At 71.1% G+C, this 26875-nt stretch carries 28 protein-coding genes; all 28 read right to left on the reverse strand.

The features are described from left to right. Positions 1-56: 56 nt before the first annotated feature. Entirely contained in the window at positions 57-974 is a 918-nt protein-coding gene (locus ACZYRU_RS24670) for an ABC transporter substrate-binding protein (protein WP_488959757.1), read from the reverse strand. Positions 975-1102: 128 nt separating this feature from the next. Continuing rightward, positions 1103-1702, reverse strand: coding sequence for a thiamine pyrophosphate-dependent enzyme (locus ACZYRU_RS24675; RefSeq protein ID WP_488959758.1), 600 nt, complete (start codon positions 1700-1702; stop codon positions 1103-1105). Continuing rightward, the gene (locus ACZYRU_RS24680) at positions 1699-2256 is read right to left on the reverse strand and encodes a thiamine pyrophosphate-binding protein (protein WP_488959759.1); all 558 of its coding nucleotides are present in this window, start codon (positions 2254-2256) and stop codon (positions 1699-1701) included. Before ACZYRU_RS24680 ends, ACZYRU_RS24675 begins: the two co-directional genes overlap by 4 nt. Positions 2257-2288: 32 nt before the next feature. Further along, positions 2289-3440 (reverse strand): pyridoxal phosphate-dependent aminotransferase, encoded by a 1152-nt coding sequence (locus ACZYRU_RS24685; protein WP_488959760.1) that lies wholly within the window; start codon positions 3438-3440, stop codon positions 2289-2291. Beyond that, a complete protein-coding gene (locus tag ACZYRU_RS24690; RefSeq protein WP_488959761.1) occupies positions 3440-3940 on the reverse strand; it encodes a MarR family winged helix-turn-helix transcriptional regulator in 501 nt (166 codons plus the stop codon). Before ACZYRU_RS24690 ends, ACZYRU_RS24685 begins: the two co-directional genes overlap by 1 nt. Beyond that, positions 3937-4776 carry an amino acid ABC transporter ATP-binding protein gene (locus tag ACZYRU_RS24695; RefSeq protein WP_488959762.1) on the reverse strand — a complete coding sequence of 280 codons (840 nt, stop codon included), beginning with the start codon at positions 4774-4776 and terminating at the stop codon, positions 3937-3939. The genes ACZYRU_RS24690 and ACZYRU_RS24695 overlap by 4 nt, the downstream gene beginning before the upstream one ends. Further along, entirely contained in the window at positions 4766-5272 is a 507-nt protein-coding gene (locus tag ACZYRU_RS24700) for a (2Fe-2S)-binding protein (protein WP_488959763.1), read from the reverse strand. The genes ACZYRU_RS24695 and ACZYRU_RS24700 overlap by 11 nt, the downstream gene beginning before the upstream one ends. After that, on the reverse strand, positions 5269-8625 hold the full coding sequence (locus ACZYRU_RS24705; protein WP_488959764.1) for a molybdopterin cofactor-binding domain-containing protein: 3357 nt from the start codon (positions 8623-8625) through the stop codon (positions 5269-5271). The genes ACZYRU_RS24700 and ACZYRU_RS24705 overlap by 4 nt, the downstream gene beginning before the upstream one ends. 12 nt (positions 8626-8637) lie before the next feature. Beyond that, the gene (locus ACZYRU_RS24710; RefSeq protein WP_488959765.1) at positions 8638-9678 is read right to left on the reverse strand and encodes a fumarylacetoacetate hydrolase family protein; all 1041 of its coding nucleotides are present in this window, start codon (positions 9676-9678) and stop codon (positions 8638-8640) included. Between the two features lie 145 nt (positions 9679-9823). Then, complete coding sequence (locus tag ACZYRU_RS24715; protein WP_488959766.1) at positions 9824-10051, reverse strand: hypothetical protein; 228 nt, start codon at positions 10049-10051, stop codon at positions 9824-9826. Continuing rightward, positions 10051-10596, reverse strand: coding sequence for an aromatic-ring-hydroxylating dioxygenase subunit beta (locus ACZYRU_RS24720; protein ID WP_488959767.1), 546 nt, complete (start codon positions 10594-10596; stop codon positions 10051-10053). The genes ACZYRU_RS24715 and ACZYRU_RS24720 overlap by 1 nt, the downstream gene beginning before the upstream one ends. Next, the gene (locus tag ACZYRU_RS24725) at positions 10593-11876 is read right to left on the reverse strand and encodes an aromatic ring-hydroxylating oxygenase subunit alpha (RefSeq protein WP_488959768.1); all 1284 of its coding nucleotides are present in this window, start codon (positions 11874-11876) and stop codon (positions 10593-10595) included. Before ACZYRU_RS24725 ends, ACZYRU_RS24720 begins: the two co-directional genes overlap by 4 nt. Before the next feature lie 127 nt (positions 11877-12003). Further along, positions 12004-12789 (reverse strand): ABC transporter permease, encoded by a 786-nt coding sequence (locus ACZYRU_RS24730; RefSeq protein ID WP_488959769.1) that lies wholly within the window; start codon positions 12787-12789, stop codon positions 12004-12006. After that, positions 12782-13558, reverse strand: coding sequence for an ABC transporter ATP-binding protein (locus ACZYRU_RS24735; protein ID WP_488959770.1), 777 nt, complete (start codon positions 13556-13558; stop codon positions 12782-12784). Before ACZYRU_RS24735 ends, ACZYRU_RS24730 begins: the two co-directional genes overlap by 8 nt. Continuing rightward, on the reverse strand, positions 13555-14589 hold the full coding sequence (locus ACZYRU_RS24740) for an ABC transporter substrate-binding protein (protein ID WP_488959771.1): 1035 nt from the start codon (positions 14587-14589) through the stop codon (positions 13555-13557). Before ACZYRU_RS24740 ends, ACZYRU_RS24735 begins: the two co-directional genes overlap by 4 nt. 145 nt (positions 14590-14734) lie before the next feature. Then, positions 14735-15349 (reverse strand): thiamine pyrophosphate-dependent enzyme, encoded by a 615-nt coding sequence (locus ACZYRU_RS24745; RefSeq protein WP_488959772.1) that lies wholly within the window; start codon positions 15347-15349, stop codon positions 14735-14737. Further along, positions 15346-15894 (reverse strand): hypothetical protein, encoded by a 549-nt coding sequence (locus tag ACZYRU_RS24750; protein ID WP_488959773.1) that lies wholly within the window; start codon positions 15892-15894, stop codon positions 15346-15348. The genes ACZYRU_RS24745 and ACZYRU_RS24750 overlap by 4 nt, the downstream gene beginning before the upstream one ends. Positions 15895-15900: 6 nt before the next feature. Continuing rightward, the gene (locus tag ACZYRU_RS24755) at positions 15901-18168 is read right to left on the reverse strand and encodes a xanthine dehydrogenase family protein molybdopterin-binding subunit (protein WP_488959774.1); all 2268 of its coding nucleotides are present in this window, start codon (positions 18166-18168) and stop codon (positions 15901-15903) included. Beyond that, positions 18165-18626: a (2Fe-2S)-binding protein gene (locus ACZYRU_RS24760; protein ID WP_488959775.1), complete on the reverse strand. Its 462-nt coding sequence runs from the start codon at positions 18624-18626 to the stop codon at positions 18165-18167. Before ACZYRU_RS24760 ends, ACZYRU_RS24755 begins: the two co-directional genes overlap by 4 nt. Next, entirely contained in the window at positions 18623-19486 is an 864-nt protein-coding gene (locus ACZYRU_RS24765) for an FAD binding domain-containing protein (RefSeq protein ID WP_488959776.1), read from the reverse strand. The genes ACZYRU_RS24760 and ACZYRU_RS24765 overlap by 4 nt, the downstream gene beginning before the upstream one ends. After that, a complete protein-coding gene (locus ACZYRU_RS24770; protein ID WP_488959777.1) occupies positions 19483-19731 on the reverse strand; it encodes a hypothetical protein in 249 nt (82 codons plus the stop codon). The genes ACZYRU_RS24765 and ACZYRU_RS24770 overlap by 4 nt, the downstream gene beginning before the upstream one ends. Positions 19732-19742: 11 nt before the next feature. Then, positions 19743-20237, reverse strand: coding sequence for an aromatic-ring-hydroxylating dioxygenase subunit beta (locus ACZYRU_RS24775; RefSeq protein ID WP_488959778.1), 495 nt, complete (start codon positions 20235-20237; stop codon positions 19743-19745). Then, on the reverse strand, positions 20234-21535 hold the full coding sequence (locus ACZYRU_RS24780; RefSeq protein WP_488959779.1) for an aromatic ring-hydroxylating oxygenase subunit alpha: 1302 nt from the start codon (positions 21533-21535) through the stop codon (positions 20234-20236). Before ACZYRU_RS24780 ends, ACZYRU_RS24775 begins: the two co-directional genes overlap by 4 nt. Before the next feature lie 125 nt (positions 21536-21660). After that, the gene (locus tag ACZYRU_RS24785) at positions 21661-22428 is read right to left on the reverse strand and encodes an SDR family oxidoreductase (protein ID WP_488959780.1); all 768 of its coding nucleotides are present in this window, start codon (positions 22426-22428) and stop codon (positions 21661-21663) included. Next, complete coding sequence (locus tag ACZYRU_RS24790; RefSeq protein ID WP_488959781.1) at positions 22422-23339, reverse strand: VOC family protein; 918 nt, start codon at positions 23337-23339, stop codon at positions 22422-22424. The genes ACZYRU_RS24785 and ACZYRU_RS24790 overlap by 7 nt, the downstream gene beginning before the upstream one ends. A gap of 16 nt (positions 23340-23355) precedes the next feature. Continuing rightward, positions 23356-24831 (reverse strand): NAD-dependent succinate-semialdehyde dehydrogenase, encoded by a 1476-nt coding sequence (locus tag ACZYRU_RS24795; protein ID WP_488959782.1) that lies wholly within the window; start codon positions 24829-24831, stop codon positions 23356-23358. Further along, positions 24828-25814 carry an ornithine cyclodeaminase gene (locus ACZYRU_RS24800; RefSeq protein WP_488959783.1) on the reverse strand — a complete coding sequence of 329 codons (987 nt, stop codon included), beginning with the start codon at positions 25812-25814 and terminating at the stop codon, positions 24828-24830. Before ACZYRU_RS24800 ends, ACZYRU_RS24795 begins: the two co-directional genes overlap by 4 nt. Continuing rightward, positions 25811-26833, reverse strand: a complete 1023-nt coding sequence (locus tag ACZYRU_RS24805; RefSeq protein ID WP_488959784.1) for a dihydrodipicolinate synthase family protein — start codon at positions 26831-26833, stop codon at positions 25811-25813. The genes ACZYRU_RS24800 and ACZYRU_RS24805 overlap by 4 nt, the downstream gene beginning before the upstream one ends. Positions 26834-26875: the final 42 nt, after the last annotated feature.

Consider the following 26875-nt stretch of genomic DNA (forward strand, 5'->3'; position numbering starts at 1 on the left):
GGTGCCGTCGCCCCAACGGAGTCGACGGCACCCGGGTGTGGCCCGGGAGGTGTCGGTCAGGAGGTCACCTTGACGACCTCGGACTGGGTGACGGCAGCCTGGTCCACGTCCCACTTGGAGAGGATCTTGTCGTACGTGCCGTCCTTGATGATGGCGTTGAGCGCCTCGTTGATGGCCTCGGCGAGAGCGAGGTCATCCTTCCCGACGGCGATGCCGTAGGGACTGGTCTTCACGATGTCGCCGACGACCTTGAACTGGCCGTCGGAGTTCTGCGCCATGTAGGCGTTCGCCGTGAAGTCGCGGTAGCAGACGTCGGCCCGGCCGGTCGCGACCGCCTGGTTGGGCGCGGCCGCGTCGGAGAAGTTGACCACCTTGATCGGATCCTTGCCCTCAGCGACGCAGTGCGTCTTGCTGTAGTCCTCGAGGTAGGCGCCGTGCAGCGAGCCCGTGGTGTTGGCCGCCGTCTTGCCGCACAGGTCGTCGAGTCCCTCGATGCTCTTCGGGTTGTCGCCGGCGACGAGCAGCGAGCCGCCCGCGTCCATGTACTTCACGAAGTTCACCTGCTGCGAGCGCTCGGGCGTGATGCTCATCGAGGAGATGGCGATGTCGTAACGCTTGGCCTCGATGCCCGGGAGGATCGCATCGAAGCTGACGTTCTCGAACTTGAAGTCGACGCCCAGCTGCTTGCCGAGCGCAGCACCGATCTCGACGGAGAAGCCGGTGGGCGTCTTGCCGTCCTCCTCGTAGAACTGCTCGGGCGGGTAGCCGAAGGTCGAGGCGACGCGCACGACGCCCGCCGACTTGACGGCATCAGGCAGGAGGTCGGCCGCCGCAGCGTTCTCCGCCTCCTGCTTGCCCTTCGAGCCCTTCGCGTCGTCGGAGGAGCACCCCGCCATCGAGGTGGCCACCAGGACGACGGCCACGCCGGCCAGGGCCGCACGCAGTCGGCCGCGGCCGATGAGTTGCTTGTTCACGCGAGTCTCCACTTCCACCTGTGTCCGGATGTCAGGTCTCACGAAATTCATGCATAGTACTTCGTATTCGTCCAGCACGGCTCCCGAACTTTCGGGAGAGCGGGATGCCAAATTGAGTCGCATACTGCTCATACCGCCCAGATCGTCGGCACCAGCCCGCGGTCCTCGAGCGCGCGGCGGAAGACCACGGCGGCCTCGACGATGTCGAACGGGTAGGCCTGCGAGGTGCCCGCCGTGCGTACGTCCTCGTCCTCGACGTCGACGACCACGAAGTGCGGGCCCGGCGCCGTCGTGGCGTGCCGGAGCGCGGCGTCGACACCCGACACGTCCCCGACCCGCACGGCCTCCGCGATGCCCGAACCACGGGCGATCTGCACGAGGTCGGTGGCACCGGCCTCAGCCGTCGGCTGTCCGCCGGTGCTGGCGAAGGAGCGATTGTTGATGACCAGCACGACGAGGTTGGGCGGGGCACAGCGCGCGACCGTGGTCAGCGTGGCCATCCCGGCGACCATGGAGCCGTCGCCCTCGATCGCGAACACGTGCTGGTCCGGGAGCGCGAGCGCCAGCCCGAGGCACATCGCCGTCGGGTACGCGAGCTCCATGTTGTAGATCGTGGCCGGCTCGTGCGCCACCTCGTGCAGCACCCGACCACCGAAGCTCGGTCCCGTGACCGCCGGGGCGTCACCCCGGTAGCGGGCGAAGACCTCCAGCGCCTCGCGCCTGTTCATGCGTGGTCCTCCTCGACGTGCAGGCTGTGTCGCGGGAACAGCACGGCCACCGGGCGTCGGTCGCCCCGGACGGTCAGCTGGGCCTCGCGGACCAGGGTCGGGATCTCGCGCTTGTCGCGCACGACCACGAAGGGGATGTTGAGCGCGCGCAGCAGCGGTTCGCTCACCCGCCGGGCGGCGGCGGTGTAGTCGTGCCGCTCCCCCAGTGCCTCGTTGTGCCCGGCGAGGATGAGCAGCGGGGTGCGCTGCACGATCGCGCGGGCGAGGATCAGTCCGCTCAGCCCGAGCCCGGAGGCCTCGGTCAGCAGGACCGGCCACCGGCCGCCGAGGAAGGCGCCGGCAGCGATGGCCACCCCCTCGTCCTCGCGCGCGACCGAGACGCTGACCACCTCGGGATCCTCCTCGAGGGCCCGCATGACCGGGTAGAGGATCGTCTCCGGCAGGTAGGCCGCGAAGTCCACGCCTGCCTGCCGCAGGGAGCGGTGCACGGCGTCGATCGCCTCGGGGTCATGCACGAAGCCGGCTCGGCCCGGCGGTGCGGTTCTCACGTTCACGGATGGGACTCCTGTTGCTCGGGGGTGCTGGATCAGGTCGAGGCGCCCATGTCGAGCAGCCGCTCGACACCGGTCGTCAGCTGGTCGGCGGTGGTGGCCAGCGAGAGCCGCAGGAAGCCCTCGCCGTTCGTGCCGAAGGCGGTGCCGGGCGTGGTCGCGACACCGTGGTCGAGCAGCAGCCGCGTGGCGAACTCCTCGCTGGTCGTGCGGAAGTCACGCACATCGAGCCAGATGTAGAAGCCGCCGTCCGGGCGCAGGGCGCCGTACCGCGATCCGGCAATGCCGTCGAGCACCAGGTCGCGGTTGCTGCGGTACTGCTCGCGCCAGTCGACGAGGTAGTCCTGCGGCCCGGTGACCGCCGCGAGCGCGGCGTACTGCGCGGGGGTGTTGACGCACATGACGCTCGGCTGGAGAAGGCCGAGCACGGGCGCCACGACCGGTGGCGGCGCGACGAGGTAGCCGACGCGCCAGCCGGTCATCGCGTAGACCTTCGAGAACGAGTACACCGAGATCACCCGCTCCGGCGCGCCCTCCAGCGAGCCCATGCTCACGAAGTCACCGGAGAAGTCCACGCCGTCGTAGCACTCGTCGGAGACGATCCAGAGGTCGTGAGCAGCAGCGAACTCGAAGAGTCGCTCGGAGAGCTCGCGGCCGATCACGCTGCCGAGCGGGTTGGACGGCGAGTTGAGCACGATCGCACGGGTGCTGTCGTCGACCAGGGTGGCGAGCTGGTCGAGATCGGGCAGATAGCCGTTCGTGGCGTCGAGGTCGTAGTAGACCGGACGCGCTCCGAAGGCGAGCGTCATCATCGTGAAGTTCGACCAGCCGGGATTCGGCAGCAGCACCGACGTACTGGCGTCGAGCAACGAGCCCAGCGTGACGAACAGGGCGTTGGCGCCGCCGTTGGTCACCAGCACCTGGTCGGGCGACGCGGTGATGCCGTTCACCCGGCCGACCTTGTCCGCGAGCGCCGCGCGGAGCTCGGGCAGGCCCGGGGTCGGCGAGTAGCGGGTGCGGTGGTCGATCGCGGCCGCGCGGTGGGCCGCTTCGAGCACGTGGTCGGCGGTCTCGAAGCCCGGCTCCCCCACCTCCAGGTGGACGACGTCCTCGCGTCCCCACGCCAGCTCCATCATCTTGCGCACCCCGGACTGTGGACGGTTGAGGGCGGCCTCGGTCAGCTTCATCAGGTTCTCCTTCGGGTGGCGACGGGGAGGTCGTGGACGATCCGGGTCTCGGACTCGAGGCCCACCAGCTGGGCGAGCATCTTCACGAAGAGGTCGTGGTACTCGGCCGGCATCGTGCCGAGGACCTGCTCGCGCAGGCTCTCGGTGCGCTGGCGAGCGAGGGCGAGGAGCGCAACGCCCTCGTCGGTGAGGTAGAGCGCCTTCGCGCGACCGTCTCCGGGCGCGGGACGACGGTCGATCAGCCCGCGCCTCACCAGGCGCGGGGTCATCTCCGAGAGCGTGCCGCGGTCCATCCCGGTGGCGACGGTGAGGGCGCTGATGTTGCCCCCCGCGCAGCGGTCGACGGCGTGCAGGAGCGCGGCCTGGCGCGGGGTCAGGTCGAGATCGCCCATCGCCTCGTTGAACAGCAGGTCACCGCGCGCATGGGCCAGGCGCAGCAGGAAGTTGACGTTGTGGCTCAGGTCGAAGCCGGTCGGTCCGGCGACCTCGGGCTCGTTCATCGGGCCGCGCCCCGCCTCGAGCGCGGCGACCGGGCTGCGTCGGGGTCTCGGAGCACGCTGGCGAGGAAGCGCTGGGTGCGGACGTGCTGGGGGTGCTCCAGGATCTCCTCGGGCGTCCCACGCTCGACGACCACGCCGCCGTCCATGAAGACGACCTGGTCGGCGACCTCACGGGCGAAGCCGATCTCGTGGGTGACGATCACCATCGTGACCCCGTCCTCCGCCAGCGCGTGCATCACCTCGAGCACCTCCTCGACCAGCTCGGGGTCGAGCGCCGAGGTCGGCTCGTCGAAGAGCATCAGCTTCGGCTTCATCGCGAGGGCCCGGGCGATGGCGACCCGCTGCTGCTGGCCGCCCGAGAGGCTGTTCGGGTACGCGTCGGCCTTGTCGGCCAGGCCCACCCGGGCGAGCAGCGCACGGGCCTCCTCGGCCACCTGACGCCGGTCGCGGCGCAGGACGCCGACCGGAGCCTTCACGACGTTCTCCAGCGCCGTCATGTGGGGGAAGAGGTTGAAGCGCTGGAAGACCATGCCGATCGATGAACGCTGCTTGCAGATCGCCGACTCGGCGATCTCCTGCAGTCGCCCGTCGGCGCGCATCCGGTAGCCGACGTGGTCGCCGTCGACGGCGATCCGGCCGCTGTCGAAGCGTTCGAGCCGGTTGATGCAGCGCAGCAGTGTGGTCTTGCCCGAGCCCGAGGGCCCGAGCAGGCAGACGACCTCGCGTGGTTGCACCGTCAGGTCGATGCCCTTGAGCACCTCGTGGCTGCCGAACGCCTTGCGCACGTTCTCGGCACACACCATGGGCTGGGTCAGGGTCGTGCTCTCACTGGACATCGGTTGCCTCCCGATCCTTCTCGCGACTCCGATGGGGTTGGTACGACGATCCGCTCGCCTGCAGCGCCCGCACGATGCCGGCATAGCCGGTGCACCGGCACACGTTCCCGGCCAGGGCGCGGCGCACCCAGGCCTCGTCGGCCAGCTGCTCGGCCGTGGCCCCCTCGAGCAGGGCCAGCGCACGCACGACCTGGCCGGGCGTGCAGAAGCCGCACTGGAACCCGCCCTCGTCGGCGAACGCCCGGCGCAGCGGCTCGGCGTCCTCGGCCAGGCCCTCGACCGTCCTCACCTCGCCGCGTACGACGGCCGCCAGCGTGACGCAGGCGAGCACGGGGCGTCCGTCGACCAGCACCGTGCACGCCCCGCACTCACCGAGACGGCAGGCCGCCTTGGCCCCGGTCAGCCCGAGCCGGTCGCGCAGGACGTCGAGCAGCCGCTCGGAGCCGGCGAGGTCCAGCTCGTGCAGGTCGCCGTTGACGCGCAGCCCCACCCTCATCGGGCACCCCCGAACAGCTCGTCGACCGCGCGTTGCACGAGTCCCGAGGTGGCGAAGACCTTCCAGTGGTTGCCGGGGAGCGGGTGCGTGCTGCGCTCCCACTCCGCGCAGGCCCGCGCGACCCGGCGGGCGTCGTACCGCTGGCCGTCGAGGAGCTGCTCGAGGACCGGGACCCGCCGCGGGGTGGGCGCGACGCCGCCGAGCACGATGCGCAGGTCCTCCGCGACGCCGGACTCGGGGGCGCGGGCGGAGACCGCGACGCTGGCGACCGCGAACGCGCCCTGCCACAGCGCAAGGCGTCGGGCGAGCGTCGTCCGGGCCCGCGCCGGTGCCGGGACGTCGACCGACACGACCAGCTCGTCGCCGGCCAGCACGGTCTCGCCCGGCCCGGTGTAGAGCTCGCCGACACCGATCACCCGGTCCCCGCGGGCCGAGCGGAGGGTCGCCGTCGCGTCGAGGGCGACCAGCGGCGTGGCGAGGTCGGAGGGCGTGACCGCCTGGCAACGGTGCCCGTCGTCGACGGCGTGGTGGAAGCGGTGGTCGCCGAGGACGGCGTAGCAGGGGCGGGTCGCGCCGCCCCGCTTGTAGCAGTCGAAGCCGTTGCGGAAGAACCAGCAGCGCTTGGCCTGGCACAGGTTGCCGGCGACGGTCGCGGTGCTGCGGACCTGCTCGGTCGCGATCGATCCGGCGCTCGCCCGGAGCACCTCGTCGACCAGCGTGTGGCGGGCGAGGTCGGCGAGCGTGACCGCACCGCCGATCGACAGTGCACCGTCGGCCTGCTCGACGATCCGGGTCAGTCCGGGCAGCCCGGTCAGGTCGACGAGCACCTCCGGGACGGGCAGGCCCTGGGTCTCGCGGGCGAGCAGGTCGGTGCCGCCGCCCAGCGGTCGGGCGTCGGCCGCCCCGAGCCGGGCGAGCGCGTCCGTCTCCGACGCGGGCACCGTCACCTCACGGATCCTGGTCGCCGGGACCGAGGGCGCCAGCAGTGGTCCCCACGTGCGCAGAGCCCGGTGCAGGCCGCGGGGGTAGAGCCAGCGCATCGCGTGGATCCACCAGCGCCGCGGCGACCACCCGACCGATCCGGTACGACGCGGGAGCCCGTCCCGCTCACGGATGGCCGCCAGCACCTGGTCCGGGCTGTGCGGCGCCGCGTCGAGCCGGACACCGATCGCGTGGCTGATCGCGTTGGTCACGGCCGGCCCGATGGCGAGGAGCGGGATCTCCCCCAGCCCCTTGGCGCCGAACGGGCCGACCTCGTCATCGCTGTCGAGGAACCGGGTGATGATCTCCGGCGACTCGGCGGCACGCGGCACGTCGTAGTCGACGTAGCTGCCGTTGACGACCCGGCCGCCCTCGCTGACGAGGGACTCGCTCAGCACCGCACCCATGCCCATCACCACGCCGCCCTCGACCTGGCCGCGGGCGGAGAGAGGGTTGAGCACGGTGCCGGAGTCGTGGGCGGCGACGACCTTCAGCACCCGGACCAGGCCGGTCGCCTGGTCGACCTCCACCTCCACGGCGTGCGCGGCGAAGGAGTACGTCGGTGCGATGTCCTCGTACCCGTCAGGCGCCGGGTCGTGCGCGTCACCGACCCACTCGCTCTCCACGCTGAACACCCCGGCATCGCCCGCAGCCAGCACGGCCAGGTCGCCCAGGGGGATCGAGTCCGGCCCGACGGTCGCGTCACCACCGTCCCAGTGGAGGTCTCCGGGCGGGACGTGCAGCTTGGCAGCCGCGACCTCCGCCAGCCGGGCACGTGCCTGTGCGGCCAGCGCCCGCGCTGCGCTGACCGAGACGAAGCTGCCGCGCGAGGCGCCGGCGCCGGCGTCGTGCGGGGTGCGGTCGGTGTCCGTGGTCTCGATCGAGACCCGGTCCGGGCTGACGCCCAGGTCCTCCGCGACCGCCTGGCACAGCAGGGTCTTCTGGCCGGTGCCCGCATCGCCGCAGCCGAAGCGCAGGTGCACGTGGCCGTCGGCGTCGATGTCGAGTGCCCCCGACGATCGCAGCATGTAGTCGCGCGCGAGCGCCGTGACGTGGATCGTGCACGCCACACCGACGCCCCTGCCGCTGCCACCGGTGCGGCGCTTGCGGTCCCAGTCGATCTCGCGGCGCACGGTCTCCAGGCACGGTGCCAGCGTCGAGGACTTCACCTGCCAGCCGGTCAACGAGACCTCGCCCGGGTCCTGCACCGCGTTGCGCAGCCGGAAGTCGATCGGGTCCCAGCCTGCCTTCTCGGCCAGCTCGTCGACGGCGCACTCCAGGGCCCAGGTGACGGCGTACCCACCAGCACCGCGGAAGGACGAGCTCGGCGTCCGGGCGGTGTAGACGCAGCGGCCCTCGGCGCGATAGCCCTGCCACCGGTACGACGAGGCGAGGGCCGTCGCGCCGTACGCCATCTCCCCCGGGGCCGCCTGGTTGTAGGCGCCGTTGTCGATGTCGAAGCTCGCCTGCAGCGTGGTGACCCGGCCGTCGTCGTCGCAGGCGACGTCGAGGGAGATGTCCCACGGCACCCGGTACTTCGTGGTCGCGAACTCCTCCGCCCGGGTCTGGCGCAGCTTGACCGGACGTCCGGTCGCGATGGTCAGCGCGCACACGAGTGCTTCGGTGCTGGAGATCTGCGTCCGGCCACCGAAGTCGCCACCGACAGCCAGCTCGTGGAGGTGGACGTCCGGCACGGCGATCCCGAACAGCTGGGCGAGGTCGCGCTGGATCAGCCGCGGGTTCTGCGAGGGTGCCCAGACGTGGAGCCGTCCTTCCTCGCCGCGCCAGTGGGCCACGACGGTGTGCGGCTCCATGGTCACGTGGCTCTGGTACGACGACCGGTACCGCCGGCGGACGCGGTGCCCGCCGGGCGCAGATACCGCCGGGTCGCTGCCCAGCGACCGGGTCACGGTCCCCGCGACGTTGGTGTCACCGCGTTCCGGGTGCAGCACCACGGCTCGGGGCGAGAGCGCCGCCTCGACGGTGGTCGGTGCGGGGCGGGGCGCGTAGCGCACCTCGATCGCGGCGAGTGCGGCCGCCACCGCTTCCGGCGAGTCCGCCGCGACCAGCGCGACCGGCTCACCGACGTGGCGGACCAGGTCTGCAGCGAGGATCCGGCGGTCCTGGTCGGGGACCCGGTAGTCGAGGTAGGTCCGGTCGGTCACGTCGGCCGCAGTGAGCACCGCCTGCACCCCGGGCACCGCCCGGGCCCGGTCGACCCGGATCGAGACGATGCGCGCGCACGGGTGCGGGCTGCGCAGCACACCGGCGAGGAGGGCGCCGGGATGGGCCACGTCGTCGGCGTACGAGGCAGCGCCGGTGGTGACGGCGCGCCAGTCGACGTGGCGCACCCCCTGCCCGATGGCTCGCACCGTCTCGATGCCTCAGCTCGCCGCGACGACGGGGTTCGTCAACCGGCCGAGGCCCTCGATCTCGGTCACCAGGGTGTCGCCCGGCTTGAGGAAGTTGCCGCCGCCGGCGTACATGTTCGGGAAGAGGTCCTTGATGCCGTCCCAGCCCACGTCGATGCCCTGCGCCATGCCGCAGCCCGCGCAGGTGCCGGTGGCGACGATGTCGCCGGGCTCGAGCCGGGTGATCTCGGACGCGTAGGACACCATCTCCGCGGCGGTCCAGATCATCTCCTTGGTGTTGGAGTCCTGCTGCACCTCGCCGTTGACGATCGACTTGATCGAGAGGTTCTGCGGGTCGGGCACGAACTGCGCCGGCACGATCCACGGCCCGAGGGGGGCGAAGGTGTCGTTGCACTTGTTGGCGTACCAGTCCCACGAGAACGGGCCGGTCTCGCGGATCATCTTGTCGCGCCCGGAGATGTCCTGGTAGATCGTGTAGCCGGCGATGTGGTCGATCGCCTCCTCCGGCGTGACGTCCTCGGCGGTGCGACCGATGACCACGGCCAGCTCGGCCTCCCAATCGATGTACTGCGCGACGTCCCAGTTGCGCTTGCGCGGCAGCACGATCGAGTCGCCGTTGCCGATCAGCGCGTTGTTGGGCGTCTTCGGGAAGATGTAGGGGATGTCGGTCTCCGGCGACATCTCCGGGGTGCCCATCTCCCGGATGTGGTCGTAGTAGTTGGCACCCGCGTTGAGGATCTTGCCCGGGTTCGTGATCGGAGGGGCGTAGCGGACCGCGTCCGCCGCGTGCACGAAGTCGGCGTTCGCCGGCAGGCTGCCGGCCACGTCGGCGAGCTGGGCCAGCCGCGGCAGGAAGTAGTCCCAGTTGGTCAGCACCTGGAGCATCTCCAGCCGGGTGGGCCAGACGACGAAGTCGCCGCGGCCGCTGGCGTGCAGGTGGCGGAAGCCGCGCTCGACGTCGATGACGGCGGTCGGCTCCTCCCCGACGCCCAGGCCGACCGAGGCGAATCCACCGGTCACGTAGGTGCAGAGCCGGAAGCTGTTGGAAGACACGTTCACTCCTGTCACCGAGGCCGTGAATCTCGGACATTTATGTCGTATACATCTTTGATCTGGAAGTGATTCGCCCTAGTCACGGCCATTTTGGCGGTCCCGATCTCCAGACTTATGCAGCATACGTCCTATTTCTCACTGATTGTCAATACTCTTCCGAGGAAGTTCCGCGACCCGCGTCGACGGCCTGGGCGACGATCGCCATCAGGGCGTGCTCGTCGAGCTGCGTGAGCGCCTCGAGCACGGTCGGATCGATCAGACCGACCTCCTCCAGACGCCCCGAGGTGATCTCCAGACGGGTCCCTCGGCCGTGCGGGACGACCCGCAACGCGACCGACGCGAACTCGTTGTGGACCTGCCAGCGCTCGCCCATCAGAAGATGACCCCGAGCTGGCTCTCGGTCGGCACCTCGGCGTCGAGGTGCACGATCCGCTCGGCGAGCAGCAGCCGGCCGCCCTCCCGCACGATCCGGTCGATCCGGCCCGCCGTGGCGATCACCGGCGCCTCGGGCAGCCGCGCCCGGACGACGAGCACGTTGGTGCGCACCCGGTAGGCCTCGCCCGCCGTCCCGCCTCCCTCCGCCCCGTCACCGGCCGGCTCGATCCGGAAGTTCGACACGAAGTGCCGCACCATCGCCGCCGGACGCTCTGCCCACGCGAAGTCGGAGGCGATCCGACGAAAACGCATCTCCAGGAAGCTCTTCGACTCGTTGGCGAACTCGAGCACGTCGTCGTACGGACTCTGGGTCGGGTCCTCCCGCGCGAGCGGGACCGGTACCCGGTAGAGGAACGACGTGTGCAGCAGGTCCAGCCACTCGGCGTACCGACCTGAGTCCATCAGGTCGGCCTCGTGGACCAGGAACTCCTCGATCTCCGCCCGCAGCGCGTACGACGACGCCGGCTCCACGACCGCGGTCATGCCTGCTCCCCCATCTGCTCGAGGTAGCGCGCGACGAAGGTCCGCTGGTTGGCCTCGGTGAAGTCCTGCCGGACGATCCGGCCCGGCCCCTTCCACGGCGGCTCTCCCGACTCGGCGGCACCCACACCGAGCTCGTAGTTGTAGGGCGTCCGCCCTCCGGCCACCGATCCCAGTCCCGCGTCGATCCGGCGGAAGTTCTCGAGGTCGTCGGCCTCGAAGTACGACGCCGCGCCGTGCTGACGCGTGACGTAGAGGTACGACTTCGCCTTCCACTCCGGGCTGGCATCGCGCGGGACGAGGCTCCAGTAGGCGACCTCGTGGTGGTGCTGGTCGATCGGCGTGAGCACCCGCAGCTGGGTGAAGGCCACCGGGCCGCTCGCGTCCTCGCCGAAGTACTGAGGCGCGGTCGTGATGAGCAGCAGGTTGGGGTAGACGAGTCCGTGGATGACGGTGGTCTTCTCGCGGAAGCGGCGCACCTCCGGGTCGGCCGCGGCGAGCGCCGGCTCGATCAGCTCGTCGTCGTAGCCGAAGACGGTGCTCGGGACACCCTCGTCGGCGAGGTACTGGCTGCGCAGGCAGTGCCCGTTGGGATCGTTGACGACATAGCCCTCGACCGTGCCCGCCTGGTCACCCATCACGCCGAGCTCGAACATCGTGCGGTGCGCGACCTGGAGGTGGTAGCCGTCACCGGAGAAGTTCTCTGCGTGGATCTTCCAGTTGCCCCGGACGTTGACGCGGTGGATCCCGCCGTGGACCTCCATTCCGCCGGGGAAGAGGCCGAAGAAGGCGTCGAGGTACCAGCCGAACTCCCCGAGCGAGGTCATCAGGTCGGGGGCGTCGCCGTCCCAGGTGGCGAAGACCAGTCCGTGCAGGACCTCGGCGCGCGCCTGGCGCAGCCCGAGCCGGCCCAGGTCGAAGTCCGGACCGTAGAGCGCACGCCGTCCGGGCACGCCCTTCAGGTCTCCGTCGGTGCCGAACACCCAGCCGTGGTAGCCGCAGCGGAAGGTCGTCGTGTTGCCGTGGGCGACCTTGCAGACCTGCGTTCCGCGGTGCGTGCAGGAGTTCAGCATCACCCGCACCTCCCCGCCCCGGGTCCGCGAGACGATCACCGGGTCGCCGCCCATCTGGCGGGTGACGTAGTCACCGACCTCGGGGATCTCCGACTCGTGCGCGACGAACAGCCAGCTCCGGCCGAAGACGTCACCCAGCTCCCGGTCGAGGACCGCGGGGTCGCGGTAGAACGACCTCGGAACGGCGGTAGGTCCTGATGCAATCGACATGCGTTTCCCCTTTCCAGATTTATGCATAGTACGACCTATTTTTGGACGCGTGAACCTGCAAGAACGAACTTCTGAAGGTTCAGTCGTGTCGTATGCGCCGCTCTGGCGGTGCCGAGGCGGACCCCCGTCACACGGACGGCTTGCCGGCGGTCGGCCGCCAGCGGAGCAGCAGCCGCTCCAGGAGCACGAGGCCGCCGTACAGGACCGTCGAGGCGACGGCGACCAGGATCACCGCGGCGAAGACGAGCCCGGTGCTGAACGTCGAGTAGGCCACGATGATCTGGTAGCCGATGCCCTCCTGCGAGGCGACGAACTCACCGATGACGGCGCCGACGATGGCGATCGGGAGGGCGATCTTGAAGCCGTCGAACATGGTCGGCAACGAGTTGGGCAGGCGCACCTTGAGGAAGGTCCGCAGGCGGCCGGCACGCAGCAGCCGGAAGTAGTCGAGGAGCTCGGGATCGACCTCGTCGAGACCACGGACGGCGTTGACGACCACCGGGAAGAACGACAGCAGGAAGGCCATGCCGATCTTGGAGTTCATGCCGAGCCCCAGCCACAGGATGAGGACGGGTGCGAGCGCGACCTTGGGCGTCGCGTTGAGGCCGACCAGGCTCGGCATGATCACGCCGCGCAGGAAGGGCGAGTAGACCATGGTCGTCGCCAACGCGAGGCCGACCACGATCGAGATCCCGAAGCCCGCCAGCGACTCGTAGAGCGTCACCCACAGGGCTGGCCACAGGAAGGAGGCGCTGTCGACGAAGGCAGTCCAGACCGCGTCCGGCGGCGGTACGACGTACTCCTGGATGTCGAAGGCGCGGATCACCAGCCACCACGCGCCCACCACCGCAGTGGCGACGACGACGGTGGTGAGCACGCCGCGGACCGCCGTACGCAGGGCTCCCTCAGGCATGGTCGGCTCCCGGGTCGGCGCCGACGATGAGCGAGCGCAGGTGCACCCCGAGCTCGGCGAACTCCGGGTCCTGGTAGCTGTGCACACCCCGGGGGCGGGGCAGCTTGTTCTCGATGACCTCGACGATCCGTCCCGGCCGGGGCGACATCACCACGATCCGGTCCGCGAGCAGGACCGCCTCCTCGATGTTGTGGGTGACCAGGACGACGGTCTTGCGCGTGTCCGACCAGATCTGCTGCAGCAGCAGGTTGAGGCGCTCGCGGGTGATGGCGTCGAGCGCACCGAAGGGCTCGTCCATGAGCAGCAGCGGCGGGTCGGTCAGCAGCGCCCGGCAGATCGCCACCCGCTGCTGCATGCCGCCGGAGAGCTGGTGGGGGTAAGCGCGCTCGAACTCTGCCAGCCCGGTCCGCTCGAGGAGCTCGAGCGCGGCCGCGCGGGCGTCCGGGCGCGGAACGACCTCGGTCGGCACCAGCACGTTGCGCAGCACCGAGCGCCAGGGCAGCAGCACCGGGCGCTGGAAGACCATGCCGATCCCGCCCCGCTCGTCGATGCGCTGCTGCCGGTCGATCTGTCCCGCGGTCGGCTCCATCAGGCCGGCGATCAGGCGCAGCAGGGTGGACTTGCCGCACCCGCTCGCCCCCACCAGGACCAGGAACTCGCCGTCGCGCACGTCGAGCGAGACCCCCTCGAGGGCCGGGACGTCCCGCCCCGACTGGCGGTAGCGGTGCGAGACGTCCCGGATCGAGAGGAGATCGTCGACGGCGATCAACGCGCCGCCTCGGCGTAGGAGTTGTCGTAGAACGTGCTGGGCGCGTCGGACGTGGTGAGGTCCTCGGTGTTCTCGAGGAAGTCCAGCGAGTAGGTCACGAAGCCCTCGTCGATGGCGCCGGTGTTGTCCTTCTCCATGTCCTGGAAGGTGGGCCACGCGCCCTCGATGCTCTTCTGGTCGGTCTGCGGGTTGACCTTCTTCAGCGCCCGGAAGATGTCCTCGGCCGAGGCGTTGGCGACCGCGTCCTGCATCGACTTGTCGAACGCGGCGACGGTCCGCTCGACCAGGTCGGGGTCCTTCTCGATCAGGTCGTTGCGGACGATGAGCAGCTTGCCGTAGTCCTTGTAGCCCCACTCCGACAGAGCGGTGCAGCTGAGCTCCTTGCCCGCCCGCTCGGCCGTGATCTGGTTCTCGGCGTAGGAGTCCGGGATCGCCGACTCGGCGGTGTCGACCGCGCCGCTGAGCAGCTGCGGGATGAGCACCGAGATGTCGAGCAGCTGGACGTCCACGGTGCTGACGTCGACGCCGTTCTCCTTGAGCACGTAGGGCACCGTGGTACGCCCGTTGCTGAACGAGACCGTCGCGAACGACTTGCCCGCCATGTCCTTCGGCGAGCGGAGCGGGGTCAGCGACGCGATGCAGATCTGCGGGTCCGGGACCCAGACGTAGACGGCGGTGGTGTCCGTCTGGTCCTGCAGCCGCTGGCGCAGGTAGCTCGACAGGTCGGTGAACGCGAAGTCCACCTTGCCCTGGTTGATCTGCTGCATCGCCAGGTCACCACCGCGACCGGGGATGACCTCGAGGTCGACGTCGTTGTCGGCGAAGAATCCCTCGTCGGTGCCGTAGGCGAGCGGCCCGTACGAGCCGTTGTAGATGAAGTCCAGGATCACCTTGACGTGGTCGCCCGACCCGTCCGCCTTGCCGTTGCCGTCCCCCGACGAGCCACCCGAGTCGGTGCCGCAGGCCGCCAGCGACAGGACGGCCGTGAGGGCGGCGGTGCCTGCCAGGAGCGTGGATCGACGCATCTTCATGAGTCCTCCAGGGAGAGGCGGCGTGGTACGCCGCGCGGTGCTCGGCAACGTAGTAGCGCTGCTGGCAGCCCCTGCCCGGCCGGAGCCGAAGATTCCTCGCACCGGAACGTCGCCGCTGCGGCGTTCCAGCCGTCTCGTCCGCGACTCAGACGTGCGGCGAGCTCGCGTGCACGACGATCCCCTCGAGCCGCTCGACGTGGCGGATGAACCGGTACTTGTCCTCGACACCGTCGGTGTAGCGGCGCTTCTCCTGCGGCCACACCTCCATGCCGGGCTCGATCTTCGCGACGACGACGCCGAGCTCGTCGTCGGTCAGGACGCTACGCAACGTGCTCCTCAGGCCGTCCTCGTCGTGGACGTCGACGCAGTGGGTGCACCCGGCACCGTCAGCGATCTTCCGCAGGTCGGCATGGCGCGAGGTCAGGGTCGGGGCACTGCCGATGCACTCGTAGAGGCCGTTGTCGAGGACGACGACGGTGAGGTTGCGCGGACGCTCCGCGCCGAGGGTGCACAGGATGCCGAGGTTCATCAGCATCGAGCCGTCGGTCTCGATCGCGACCACCCGACGGTGCGGGAGTGCGATGGCGAGGCCGAGGGCGGTGGAGCTGACCGAGCCGAGGATGCTCACCGAGAGCGTGTTGTCCTCCCCGCCGGGACGGTGGTTCCACCAGTCGTCGAGGATGCCGCCGATCGAGGAGACGAACAGGTCCTCGGTGGTGGTCTCCTCCCCCAGCACCCGGGCGACGTCGACGCGCTTCATGCCACTGCTCCCTCGATGCACTCACCGGTCATGACCAGGCAGACCGGCCACTGGCTGGCGTCCGCGTGCAGGAACGCCTTCTCCACGGACGGCGCGAGGTCGACGATCCGGTCGACGATCCGGTACGGGATCCGCAACGCATCCAGGAGCGGCCCCATCACCTGGGCGTGGTTGTGCCCCCACCAGTTCGGCTCGCCGAAGTCACCCCGGTAGCTGACGACCATCACCAGCGGCACGTGGTGGGCGAAGGCGAGGCGGGCGATCGGCTCGCACGCCTGGCGCAGCCCGGAGTTCTCGGTGATCATCAGTGCCCGCATCCCGCCCATGTAGGCGCCGGCCAGCAGGCCGGGCAGGTCCGCCTCGTTGCTCACCCGCACCAGTCGGATGTCCTCGGCACGATCGATGCCGACGTACACCGACTTGAGCAGCGACTCCGGCAGCGTGCCGACCAGGCGGACGTTCGCCGCTCGCAACGCCTCCACGAAGGCGACGGCGTACGTCGGCAGCTCGTCGGTCACGCGGGACTGCTCGTGCTCGTTGTCCATGGCTCCTCAGCTCGTCTCGTGTTCGTCGGGGAGGGCGATCAGGTCCCACGGCCGGATCGGCACGCGGGTGATGTCGCGACCGGTCGCTCGGCGTACGGCGCTGACGACGGCCGGGGTGCTGGAGATGGTCGACGGCTCGCCCGCCCCCTTGACGCCGTACGGCGCCTCGGGGTCGGGCAGCTCCAGGATCCGGGTCGTGATCGGGGGTACGTCGAGCGCGGTCGGCACCAGGTAGTCGGTGAAGGACGCGTTGAGGATCCGGCCGCGCGCAACCTGGATCTCCTCCATCAGCGCGAGGCCCACACCCTGGGCGGAGCCGCCCTGCATCTGGCCCTCGACGGCGACCGGGTTGATGGCGCGGCCGACGTCCTGGACGACGTCGAGCTGCACCAGCCGGGTCAGGCCGGTCTCGACATCGACGTCCGCGACGGCCCGGTGGCCGGCGAAGATGAGCTGGACGTGCGGCTCCCCCTGTCCGTCGACGCCGTAGGGCGTGGTCGGGCGGTGGTCGTAGCGGCGCCGTACGTCAAGGCCCACGGACGGCACCAGGTCGGTGAGGGCGAGCACCGGCTCCCCGGCGACGACGAGCATGCCGTCACGGAGCTCGGCCTCGTGCCCGTGCTCGAGCAGGGAGCCGAACCGGTGGCCGTGCTGCTCGTGCGCGCGCTCGATCAGCTCGTCGCGAACGGCGTGGCAGGCCGCCTGCACCGCGCCGCCGGTCATGTAGGTCTGCCGGCTGGCGGAGGACGAGCCGGCCGAGCCGAGCGAGGTGTCGGCCGACAGCACGGTCACGTCGGCGATGCCGAGCTCGGCCCGGACGACCTGCTGGACGACGGTGCTCAGACCCTGCCCGATCTCGGCGGCCGCGGTCTGCACCTCGGCGACGACCGCGTCGCCTCGGTACAGCAGCCGGACCCGGGCCGTGGAGTAGTCCCGGATCCCCTCGGGCATGCCGCCGGCCTTGAAGCCGAGTCCATGGCCGACCCCGCGGGCGACGCCCTCACCACGGGTGACGTTCCCGGTGCCGCCCGGCACGGCCAGGGCAGCCGTGACCGGGGGCAGGGCGCGCAGCTCCTCGAGGATCCGGCGGACGGGTACGGCGCCCCGCAACGGCTGGCCGGTCGGCAGCAGGTCGCCCTCGGCGAGGGCGTTGCGCAACCGCAGCTCGATCGGGTCGAGACCGAGCGCGTCGGCCAGCCGGTCCATCTGGGCCTCGTGGCCGACGGCCGCCTGCACGGCACCGAAGCCCCGCATCGCACCGCACGGCGGGTTGTTGGTGTAGACGACCCGGGCGCTGATGTCGACGTCCTCGCAGACGTAGGGCCCGACTGCGAACGCCGCCGCGTTGGAGACCACCGCCCACGAGGTCGAGGCGTAGGCACCGCCGTCCATGTCGATCTCACAGCGCACGTAGAGCAGCGTGCCGTCGGCGCGAGCGCCGTGCTCGTAGCGCAGCACGGCCGGATGTCGGTGCACGTGCCCGACGAACGACTCCTCGCGCGAGTAGACCATCTTGACCGGGCGACCGGTGGCGAGCGCGAGCAGGCAGAGGTGGGCGTGCAGGGTGATGTCCTCGCGGGCGCCGAACGCCCCGCCGACGCCGGCGAGCGTGACCTCGATGTCGGCGGGCGGCAGGTCGAGCACCGCGGCCAGCTGGTTGCGGTCGGCATGGATCCACTGGCTGTTGACCAGCAGCCGGACGCCGTCACCCACGGGCAGGGCCAGCCCGGACTCGGTGCCGAGCGGCGCCTGGTCCTGCATGCCGACGGCGTAGCTGCCCCGGACCACGACGTCGGCCCGGTGCCGGCCCGGGTCGCCGCGCCGGATGTCGATCGCGCGGACCAGGTTGCCGTCCGCGTGCAGCGCCGGCGCATCCGGTGCCAACGCGTCCGCCACCGTGCTGATCGGGTCGAGCTCGGTGTAGGTCACCTCGACGAGGGCCGCCGCGCGGCGCGCCTGCTCGAGGGTCGTCGCCGCGACCAGCGCGACCGGCTCGCCGACGTACCTCACGACGTCGGCGGCCAGCACCGGCTGGTCGTCGACGACCAGGCCGAAGGCGTTGCGTCCGGGCACGTCGGCCGCGGTCAGCACCGCGACGACGCCGTCCGCGGCCCGGGCGCGGGTCGTGTCGATCCGGTCGATCCGCGCCGACGCGTGGGGGCTGCGGACGGTCTGCGCCCAGAGCATCCCGGGAGCGCACAGGTCCGAGGAGAAGGTGAACCGTCCGCGGACCTTCGCATCACCGTCGGGCCGAACCGCCGAGTCGCCGATCACCGTGCGTCCCTCGCGCGGGCGACGGCCTCCACGATCTTGCTGTAGCCGGTGCACCGGCACAGGTTGCCGGCCAGGCGCTCCCGGAGGTCGTCGTCGGCGACCTCCGGCTCGTGCGTGAGCAACCCGGTGGCGGTGACCACGAAGCCCGGCGTGCAGAAGCCGCACTGCACGCCGCCGCCGTCGACGATCGCGCAGCGGACCAGCTCGGCCACCGGGTCCTCGTCCAGACCCTCGACGGTGACCACGCTGCGCCCTTCGGCCTGCCCGGCCAGCACCAGGCAGGCACACACGACAGCGCCGTCGAGGAGCACCGAGCACGAGCCGCACTCACCCTGCTCGCAGGCGTTCTTGGCGCCGTACAGCGAGAGCCGGTCGCGCAGCACGGTCAGCAGGCTCTCCCACACCGGTACGTCGTCGACGTGGCGGACCCGTCCGTTCACCTCGAGCTCGAGCCTCATCCGGCCTCCTCCAGGCACCAGGTCGCACACCGTCGCGCCATCACCTGGACGGCGTGCGCCCGGTAGACAGCCGTCCCGCGGATGTCGTCGATCGGGCGCGCGCAGCGGCGGGCCTCCTCGGCGAAGGCTGCCAGCACCGAGGCCGACGGCGCGACGAAGCGGTCCCCCGGCCACAGCTCGGCGGCGAGCAGCTCCTCCGCGCTGGTCGCGCGGATCGGCGTCGGCCCGACGGCTCCGAGCCCGACTCCGACGCGACGCCGCTCGAGGTCGACGACCACGCCGACCGCAGCGACGGCGATCACCATGGCATTGCGGGTGCCGACCTTGGCGAACTCCTGGCGCGCCCCCGGCCCGACCGGGATCCGGATCGCGGTCACGACCTCCTTCGCGGTGCGCACGCTGCGCCCGGGGCCGAGGAAGTAGCGCTCGACCGGGACGACGCGCGTGCCCTCGACCGACGCCAGCTCCACCTCGGCGTCCAGCGCGATCAGCGCAGGGTGCGCGTCGCCGGCCGGCGACGCGGTGCCGAGGTTCCCCCCGATCGTGGCGGCCGCACGGATCTGGGGTGATCCGACACCACGGGCGGCCGCGACCAACGCGGGTACGACGCCCACCAGCTCGTTCTCGATCCGGCCGAAGGTCACCCCCGCGCCGATCCGCAGCACATCGCCGCTCACCTCGTGCTCGCGCAGCGCAGCGACACGTCCGAGGTCGATCACCCCGGTCGGGCGCAGCCGCCCGAAGTTCACCGCGACCATGATGTCGGTGCCGCCGGCGACGAGCGTCCACGCGGGGTGCGCGGCACGCAACGCGACCAGGTCCTCGACGGTGTCCGGCCGCGCGATCTCGGTTCCGCTCATCCGGACGACTCGTCGCCGAGGGCGTCGGTTGCGTCGCCGGTCTCGCTGAATGCTCCGACCAGCAACCCGACCTTGCCCGGGTCGAGCGAGGCGATCGCCTCGAGCGCCGTCGCGTCGAGCGAGATCGCGTCGCCGGTCCGGTCGCTGGAGATCCGCAGCCGCGGGCTCGCGCCACTGCGGTCGAGGGTGATCCGGACGGCGGTGTACTCGTTGACGAGCCGGGCGAGCTCCTCGTTCTCGGGCATCCTTCGCCTCCTCAGTAGAGCAGCGCGATCTGCGCCAGGTCCGGCCGGTCGGTGTCGATCAGCACCGTACGGCGCCGCAGCCGCGGCGACTCGCCGCTCAGGTCGACCACGTCCTCGCGCAGCGCCGACGTGACCGTCGCGCCCTCCGGGGTACGGGAACGGAAGACGATCTCGTCGGCGGACACCGTCACGTTCGCCGGGTCGTCGACCGGGCCGACCCGGATCGCTGTCAGGTGCCGGCGGTGGAAGGCCGGTGGCCGGTCGGCCCAGGCGAAGTCGGTGAGGATCCGCTCGAAGCGCAGGGTCAGCGACGCGAACGACTCCCAGGCGAGCAGCGAGACGTCGCTGTAGCGCGGCAGCGTCGGGTCGTCGCGCAGCACCGGCTGGGGCATCCGGTAGTCGAAGTCGTCGGCGAGCAGCGCCAGCCACTCGTCGTACCGCTCCGCGTTGAGGAGGTGGGTCTCGTGCCGGACGAACTCGGTCGCCTGCTCGACCAGGTCGCTCACGCACCCGCTCCCATCGCCTCGAGGTAGTGCCGGTAGAACCAGCGCTGGTTCACCTCGCTGACGTCGGAGCCGACCACCGAGCCGGGTCCGTCGAACCAGGGCGTGAAGGGTGCCGAGTCGCGGGCGAGGTCGAAGTTGGCGGGCACCGAACGGTGCGTCTCGCGGCCCCCGTTGACCTGCACCATCCGCCGGAAGTTCTCCAGGTCGTCGCTCTCGAAGAAGGCCGTCGCGCCGTGCTGGCGCTGCATCGTCTTGAACGCCGACTCCTTCCACTGCGCCGGGTAGTCGGCCGGCGTGACCAGCCAGTTCAGCTCCTCGGTCTCGTCGACACCGAGCGGGTTGAACAGGCGCACCTGCAGCATCGCTGCGTCGACCTCACCGGGATCGAAGCCGCCGGCACGCGGGGTGTGCACGAACGCCATGTTCGGGAAGACCAGGCCGTGCACGACGGTCGAGTGCGCGAACATCCGCACCTGCTCGGGGCTGAGCTGCTCGGCGATCTCGGGCCAGCGCTCCTCGGGGTAGCCCGGGAAGGCCGGCTCGGTCTGGCCGGCCGTCCGCTGCGCCCGCAGCGCGTGGCCGTGCGGGAACTGGACGCACACGCCCTCGACAGCACCCGCTTGGGCGCCCATCAGGCCCATCTCGAAGCCGGCCCGGTGGGCGTGCCGCAGGTGGTACCCGTCGCCGGCGAGGTTGTCGGCCTCCAGCTTCCAGTTGCCGAGGTGGGTGAACCGGAACGAGCCGTACGGCGCGTCGGTGCCGGCCGGCGAGACGCCGAGCATGCACTCCAGGTAGAACGCCATCGGCCCGAGGTACTCCTCGAGCGAGCACAGCTCCTGGTCGAAGGTCGCGAACACCAGGCCGTGGAAGACGCCGACCCGGGCCGCGCGCAGGCCGAGCGACGAACGGTCGAAGTCCTTGCCGTAGAGCTCCCGGCCCCGCGGGACGCCGCGCAGCGTGCCGTCGTTGGCGAACGTCCAGCCGTGATAGCCGCACCGGAAGTGCGAGGTGTTGCCGACGTCGGCCTTGCAGAGCAGCGTGCCGCGGTGGGTGCAGGAGTTGAGCAGGACGTGGACCGGGCCCGTCTCGGAGCGCGCCATGATCACCTCGTCGGTCCCCATCCGCCGGGTCACGTAGTCCCCCGGCGCCGGCACCTCCGACTCGTGCCCGACCAGCAACCAGGAGTGCCGGAACACGGTGTCGAGCTCCTGGCGCCAGGTGTCGGCGTCGGCGAAGTAGGCGCGCGGGACGTCGAACCGGTCGCTCTCGGCGACGGCGGTCAGCTCGTGAGGTGCCATGGTGGGGGTTCCTTCGGACGGGCTCACGGGAGTGGGGACGACGCACATCGTCCCTGCCCGCGGGACAACAGGGACAGGCGGATCAGGGAATGTTCCTCCCAGCGGAACTGACGGTGGCGCGGCACTCAGCCCCGGCCCACCGAGAGCCCGCCGTCGGGCCTCAGCACCTGGCCGGTCATGCCGCGGGCGGCCGGCGAGGCGAGGAACAGGTAGAGCTCCGCCAGCTCGTCGGCGTCGAGCATCACGTGCAGCGGGTTCAGGTGGGAGACGATGTCGCGGACCGCGTCCGGATCCGCGAACAACGGGGTCTCGGCGGAGCCGGCGGCGGCCGCGCTGAGGCCGGTGATCACGCCACCCGGGGCGACTGCGTTGACCCGCACCGTCGGTGCGAGCTCGACCGCGAGGCGTCGTACCAGACCGACGGCAGCATGCTTGGCGGTCGCGTAGGCGAGGCCGGCGCCGACGCCCTGCACCTCGAAGGATGCGTCGGAGAGCGTGAACGTCATGCAGCCGCCGGTCTCCGTCAGCGCGGCGTGGCTCGCGTGGGCTCCCAGTGCGTAGCCGACGACGTCGACATCGAGCACCCGGCGCAGGACGTCGCGCAGCGTGACGGCGTCGACCCCGGCCAGCCGCAGGCCGCCGTCGTGGATGCCGGCGTTGCCGACGAAGTGGTCGAGCCGACCGGCGACGTCGAGCACCCGAGCGACCGCGCGCTCGTTGTCCTCAGGGCTGGTGACGTCGCCGACGACCCGGTGGATCCCGTCGCCGAGGTCGTCGCCGTCGGTGCGGTCGAGCACGACGACCGTGTCGCCCGCCCGGGCGTGGGCCCGGGCAACGGCCAGACCGATGCCCGAGCAGCCGCCGGTGACCAGGACCCCGCGCGCGGTCACCACGGCGCGGGCGTCCAGAGCCCGGGGTCGGTGTGCCCGTGCATCTCCTTCAGGATCACCTCGTCGAAGGCGTTCGACGTCCCCCACTGGTCGGTGTCCTCGGGGCTGGTCGTGTAGACCTTCGGCGTCCAGCCGTGCTCCTCGTCGATCACCTGCAGCGCCGTCGTGTACTCCATGACGTACCTGGTGCTCGGGTCCTGGAAGTAGGAGAAGGTGTTGTCACCGGCCCCGTGCCGGCCGGGCCCCCACAGCAGGTGGTGGCCCTGGCGCAGCATCGCGCCGGTGGCCCGCATGAACTCGTCGAGGCCGCGCATCTCGAAGGACACGTGGTTGAGCGAGGTCTGCTCCGAGCGGGCGAAGGCGAGCAGGTGGTGCGTGCCGCTCGTGCGCATGAAGCAGAAGAAGTCCTCCACCCAGTCGGAGACCTTGAAGCCGAGCGCCTCCTGGTAGAAGAGCCGGGTCTGGTCGAGGTCCTGGGTGTTGAACACGACGTGACTGATCTTGCGCGGCCGCGGTTCGCCCTCCTCGACCTCGCGGTAGGCCCGCAGGTCGAGGTCGGCCGAGATCTCGACGGTGCGGCCGTCGCAGTCGAAGAACCGGAAGCCGTAGCCCGCACCGCGGTCCTGACGCGGGCCGGGCTCGTCGATCATGCTTGCCTGCGGGTGCCCGGCGACGCGGGCGGCGTACTGCTCGACCTCGCTCGCCGTCTCGACGGCGAGGCTGACCGCGTCGACACGCGGCTGGGCCGCCTGGCGCAGGCGCAGCACGTAGGACTCCGGGCAGCCGGAGCCGAGGTACAGGCGCTCGTCGTCGCGGTCGACCTCCTCGAGACCCCAGCAGCGGGAGTAGAACTCGCGGGCCTGGCGCAGGTCCTGCACCGCGATCCCGACACTCCTGACATGTGTGATGACCATCGTCTTCCTTGCACCACTAGGAGTACGGCGTTGCGACGTACTTGGTCTCCATGAACTCGAGCATGCCCTCGTGGGCGCCCTCGCGGCCGAGGCCGCTCTCCTTCGTACCACCGAACGGTGCTGCGGGGTCCGAGACGAGCCCGCAGTTGAGACCGACCATCCCGGACTCGAGTCTCCGGCTGACCGCGAGCGCGCGTTCCAGGCCCGCCGTGTAGACGTAGGAGATCAGTCCGGCCTCGGAGTCGTTCGCGAGCGCGAGCCCCTCGTCGAGGGTCCGGAACCGGGTCACCGCAGCGACCGGCCCGAAGATCTCGGTCTGCGCGAGCTCGCTGTCGGGGGCCACGCGGTCGAGCAGCGTCGGAGGGTAGAAGCAGCCCGGGCCCTCGGGGGCCGTGCCACCGACCAGGACCTCGGCACCGGCGGCCACCGCGCGGTCGACCAGGCCCGCGACCCGGTCCCGCTCGACCACCGAGACGAGCGCGCCGATCTCGACGCCCTCGTCGAGGCCGGGCCCGACCCGCAGCGCCGCGATCCGCTCCCGGACCCGCCCGACGAAGTCGTCGGCGACGGCGTCCTGCACGAGGATCCGGTTCGCCGCCGTGCAGGCGCTGCCGCCGTTGCGGAACTTCGCCAGCATGAAGCCGTCGGCTGCGGCATCGAGGTCGGCGTCGTCGAGCACGACGAACGGCGCGTTGCCGCCGAGCTCCATCGACGAGCGCATCACCGAGCCGGCCGCCTGCTCGAGCAGGACCTTGCCGACCTCGGTCGAGCCGGTGAACGAGATCGCGCGCACCCGACGGTCGGCCATCATCCGGGCCACGGAGGACCCGGTCCGGGCCGGCAGCACGACGTTGACCACGCCGCCGGGAATGCCGACCTCGCGGATCACGTCGGCGACGTACAGGGCCGCGAGCGGGGTCTCCGTCGCCGGCTTGAGGACGACGGCGCAGCCGGCCGCGAGCGCGGGCGCGATCTTGCGGGTGGCCATCGCGGCCGGGAAGTTCCAGGGGGTGACGAGGAGCGCGACGCCGACCGGCTCGTGCGAGACGAGGATCCAGTTGCGCCCGGACGGCGAGCGCCGCATGTCTCCCGGCGTGCGGACTGCCTCCTCGGCGAACCAACGGAAGAACTCCGCGGCGTACGCCGCCTCGCCGCGCGCGTCGGTGAGGGACTTGCCGTTCTCGAGGCTGATCAGCCGGGCCAGGTCCTCCTGCTCGGCGACGAGCACCTCGTGGACCCGACGCAGCAGCTCGCCGCGTTCGCGTGCGGGCCGCGCCGCCCAGGCCGGCTGGGCGAGGGAAGCCGCGTCGACAGCGGCGTCGCACTCGGCATCGGTCAGGGTCGAGAGCTCGGCGAGGACCTCGCCCGTTGCCGGGTCGAGCACCGGTCGGGGACCGCCGGTGCCCGGCAGCCACTGGCCGTCGACGAGCGAGAAGGCCTGGCCCGAGGCGAGCTCGCGCCGGGAGACAGCGGGGGTCAGCGTGGTGCTCACAGGTTCTCCTTGACGGCCGTGAGGGCATCGATGCGGCGGCCGTAGCCGTGCTCGGCCGCGTGCTGGATGATCCGGTGCGCGAGGACGAGGTCCTGCTCGGGCGACCCGATCGACTTGTAGACGACCCGCTCGCCGGCGGGCGGGTGCGGCGCGCCGAGGGCGGCGCCGAGCATCTGGACGTCGGCCCCCCAGCCGGTGTCGAGCGCCTCGATCGCGTCGCCGGACTCCTCGAGCACGTCCATCGTGTCGACGACGACGCGGTCCGCGCCGGCCAGGACGTCCCCGGCGAGCTCGCGCTGGATCGGCAGCGTCGAGCCGATGGCGGCGATCAGCCCGACCTGGGCGACATCGGCGTGCCGGAGCACGACGTGGCCCCCCGACGCGGTGGCGACGTACCCGAGGTCGACACCGTCGAGCACCTTCTCCAGCTCGTCCGACACCGTGACGACGTGGCCGGTGCTCGCCGCGACTGCGCGGGCGAAGTGCTCGCGGTTGACCGGGTTGCGGCTCGTCGCCCGGATCTCGTCGAGCGCCACCACCCGACTCAGCGCCTGCACCCCGGCGAGTGCCTCCGCGCCGGTGCCGACCACGCCGAGCCGCACCGACGGGCGCTGACCCAGCAGGTGCCGTACGGCGACGGCGGCTGTTGCCGCCGTGCGCAGCGTCGTGATGCGAGCGGCGTCGACGATGCCGAGCGGACGACCGGTGGCCTCCTCGAAGACGTGCACGCAGTAGCGGACCAGGTTGCCGCCGGCGAGGTGGAACTCCTTGTAGCCGAAGATGCCCAGCGACGAGACGTCGGCGACCATCACCCGCATCCAGCCGCCCTCGAACGACACCTGGGTACGACGGGTGGTCACCGCCCCGGCGGCCACGGCGCGGGCGGCGTCGTCGGCGGCCTTGATGGCGAGGTCGAAGTCGACGTGTGCCTCGATGTCGGCGGAGCTGATGTGCAGCGGCTGCGGGTCGGGCGAGAGCTTCATCGCGGCACCCGCCCCTCGAAGAACAGGGCGTCCGGCTCGTCGGTGATCGAGAGGCCGGACTCGATCGCGGCCGCGCGCAGCTGCTTCATCTGACGGTCGTGCAGGCGGGTGTGCGGGCTGCGGACCGGGCCCCCGTGGAAGCCCTGGAGCCAGCCCTGGTACTTCCACAGCAGGCGGTGCACGAAGGACGTCCCCGCGTTCGCCTCGCGCATGAGCGCGCCCGTCGCCGCCCGGGCCGGCTGCACCTGCCAGTAGAGCTCCATCGCGTCGTCGTACCGCTCGGGGTCCTGGGCGAGCGCGTGGATGCGGGGCACGACGTCGCCGAAGTACTCGTAGTTGGAGGTGCCCATCCACGGCATGCCGTACGTCGTGATCCAGGCCGGGGCGTTCATCTCCAGCGGGTCGGCGACGATCACCCGGTCGCTGAACCGGCGGAACACCTCGGCCAGGCCGGCCACGCCGGGGTCGCCGATCTCGTTCTTGATCGCCACCACGTTGGGGATGGTCTCGACCATCTCCTCCAGCCAGGCCGGCGCGAACCCGGACGGGTGCAGCCGCATGAAGTTCCACAGGTTCATCGCGAAGACGATCACGCCGAGGTCCGCGGCCTCTGCGATTGCCCGGGTGTACTCGACGATCTCCTTGTGGTGCTGCGGGTAGAACGCGATCGGGTACGACGGCATCACCAGGTCGACGCCCTTCGCGGCGGCCATCTGGGTGATCGCGACGTTCTCGGCGAGCGTGCCGGCCGCGGCCTGGACGATGGTCATCATGTCGTCGCCGGCCTCCTCGACGGCGATCTCGACGAACCGCTCGAACTCGGCGCTCGTGGTGCCGCACTCCCCCACGATGAGGAAGCCGGTGAATCCGAGCTCACGCTCCCGGCGGATGTCGTGACGGATCGCCTCCTCGTGGAGACCGCTCTGGTCGGTGGTGAACGACGGCAGGATGCAGCCGCTCACGCCGCGCATGCTCTCCATCGCCCAGGTGCGGGCTGTGCCCGGCTCGAACTTGGCCATCGTCTGGTCCTCTCCTCTCGAATCCGCGGTGCCGCGGCTGGT

This window comes from Nocardioides sp. F233 (assembly GCF_057813895.1).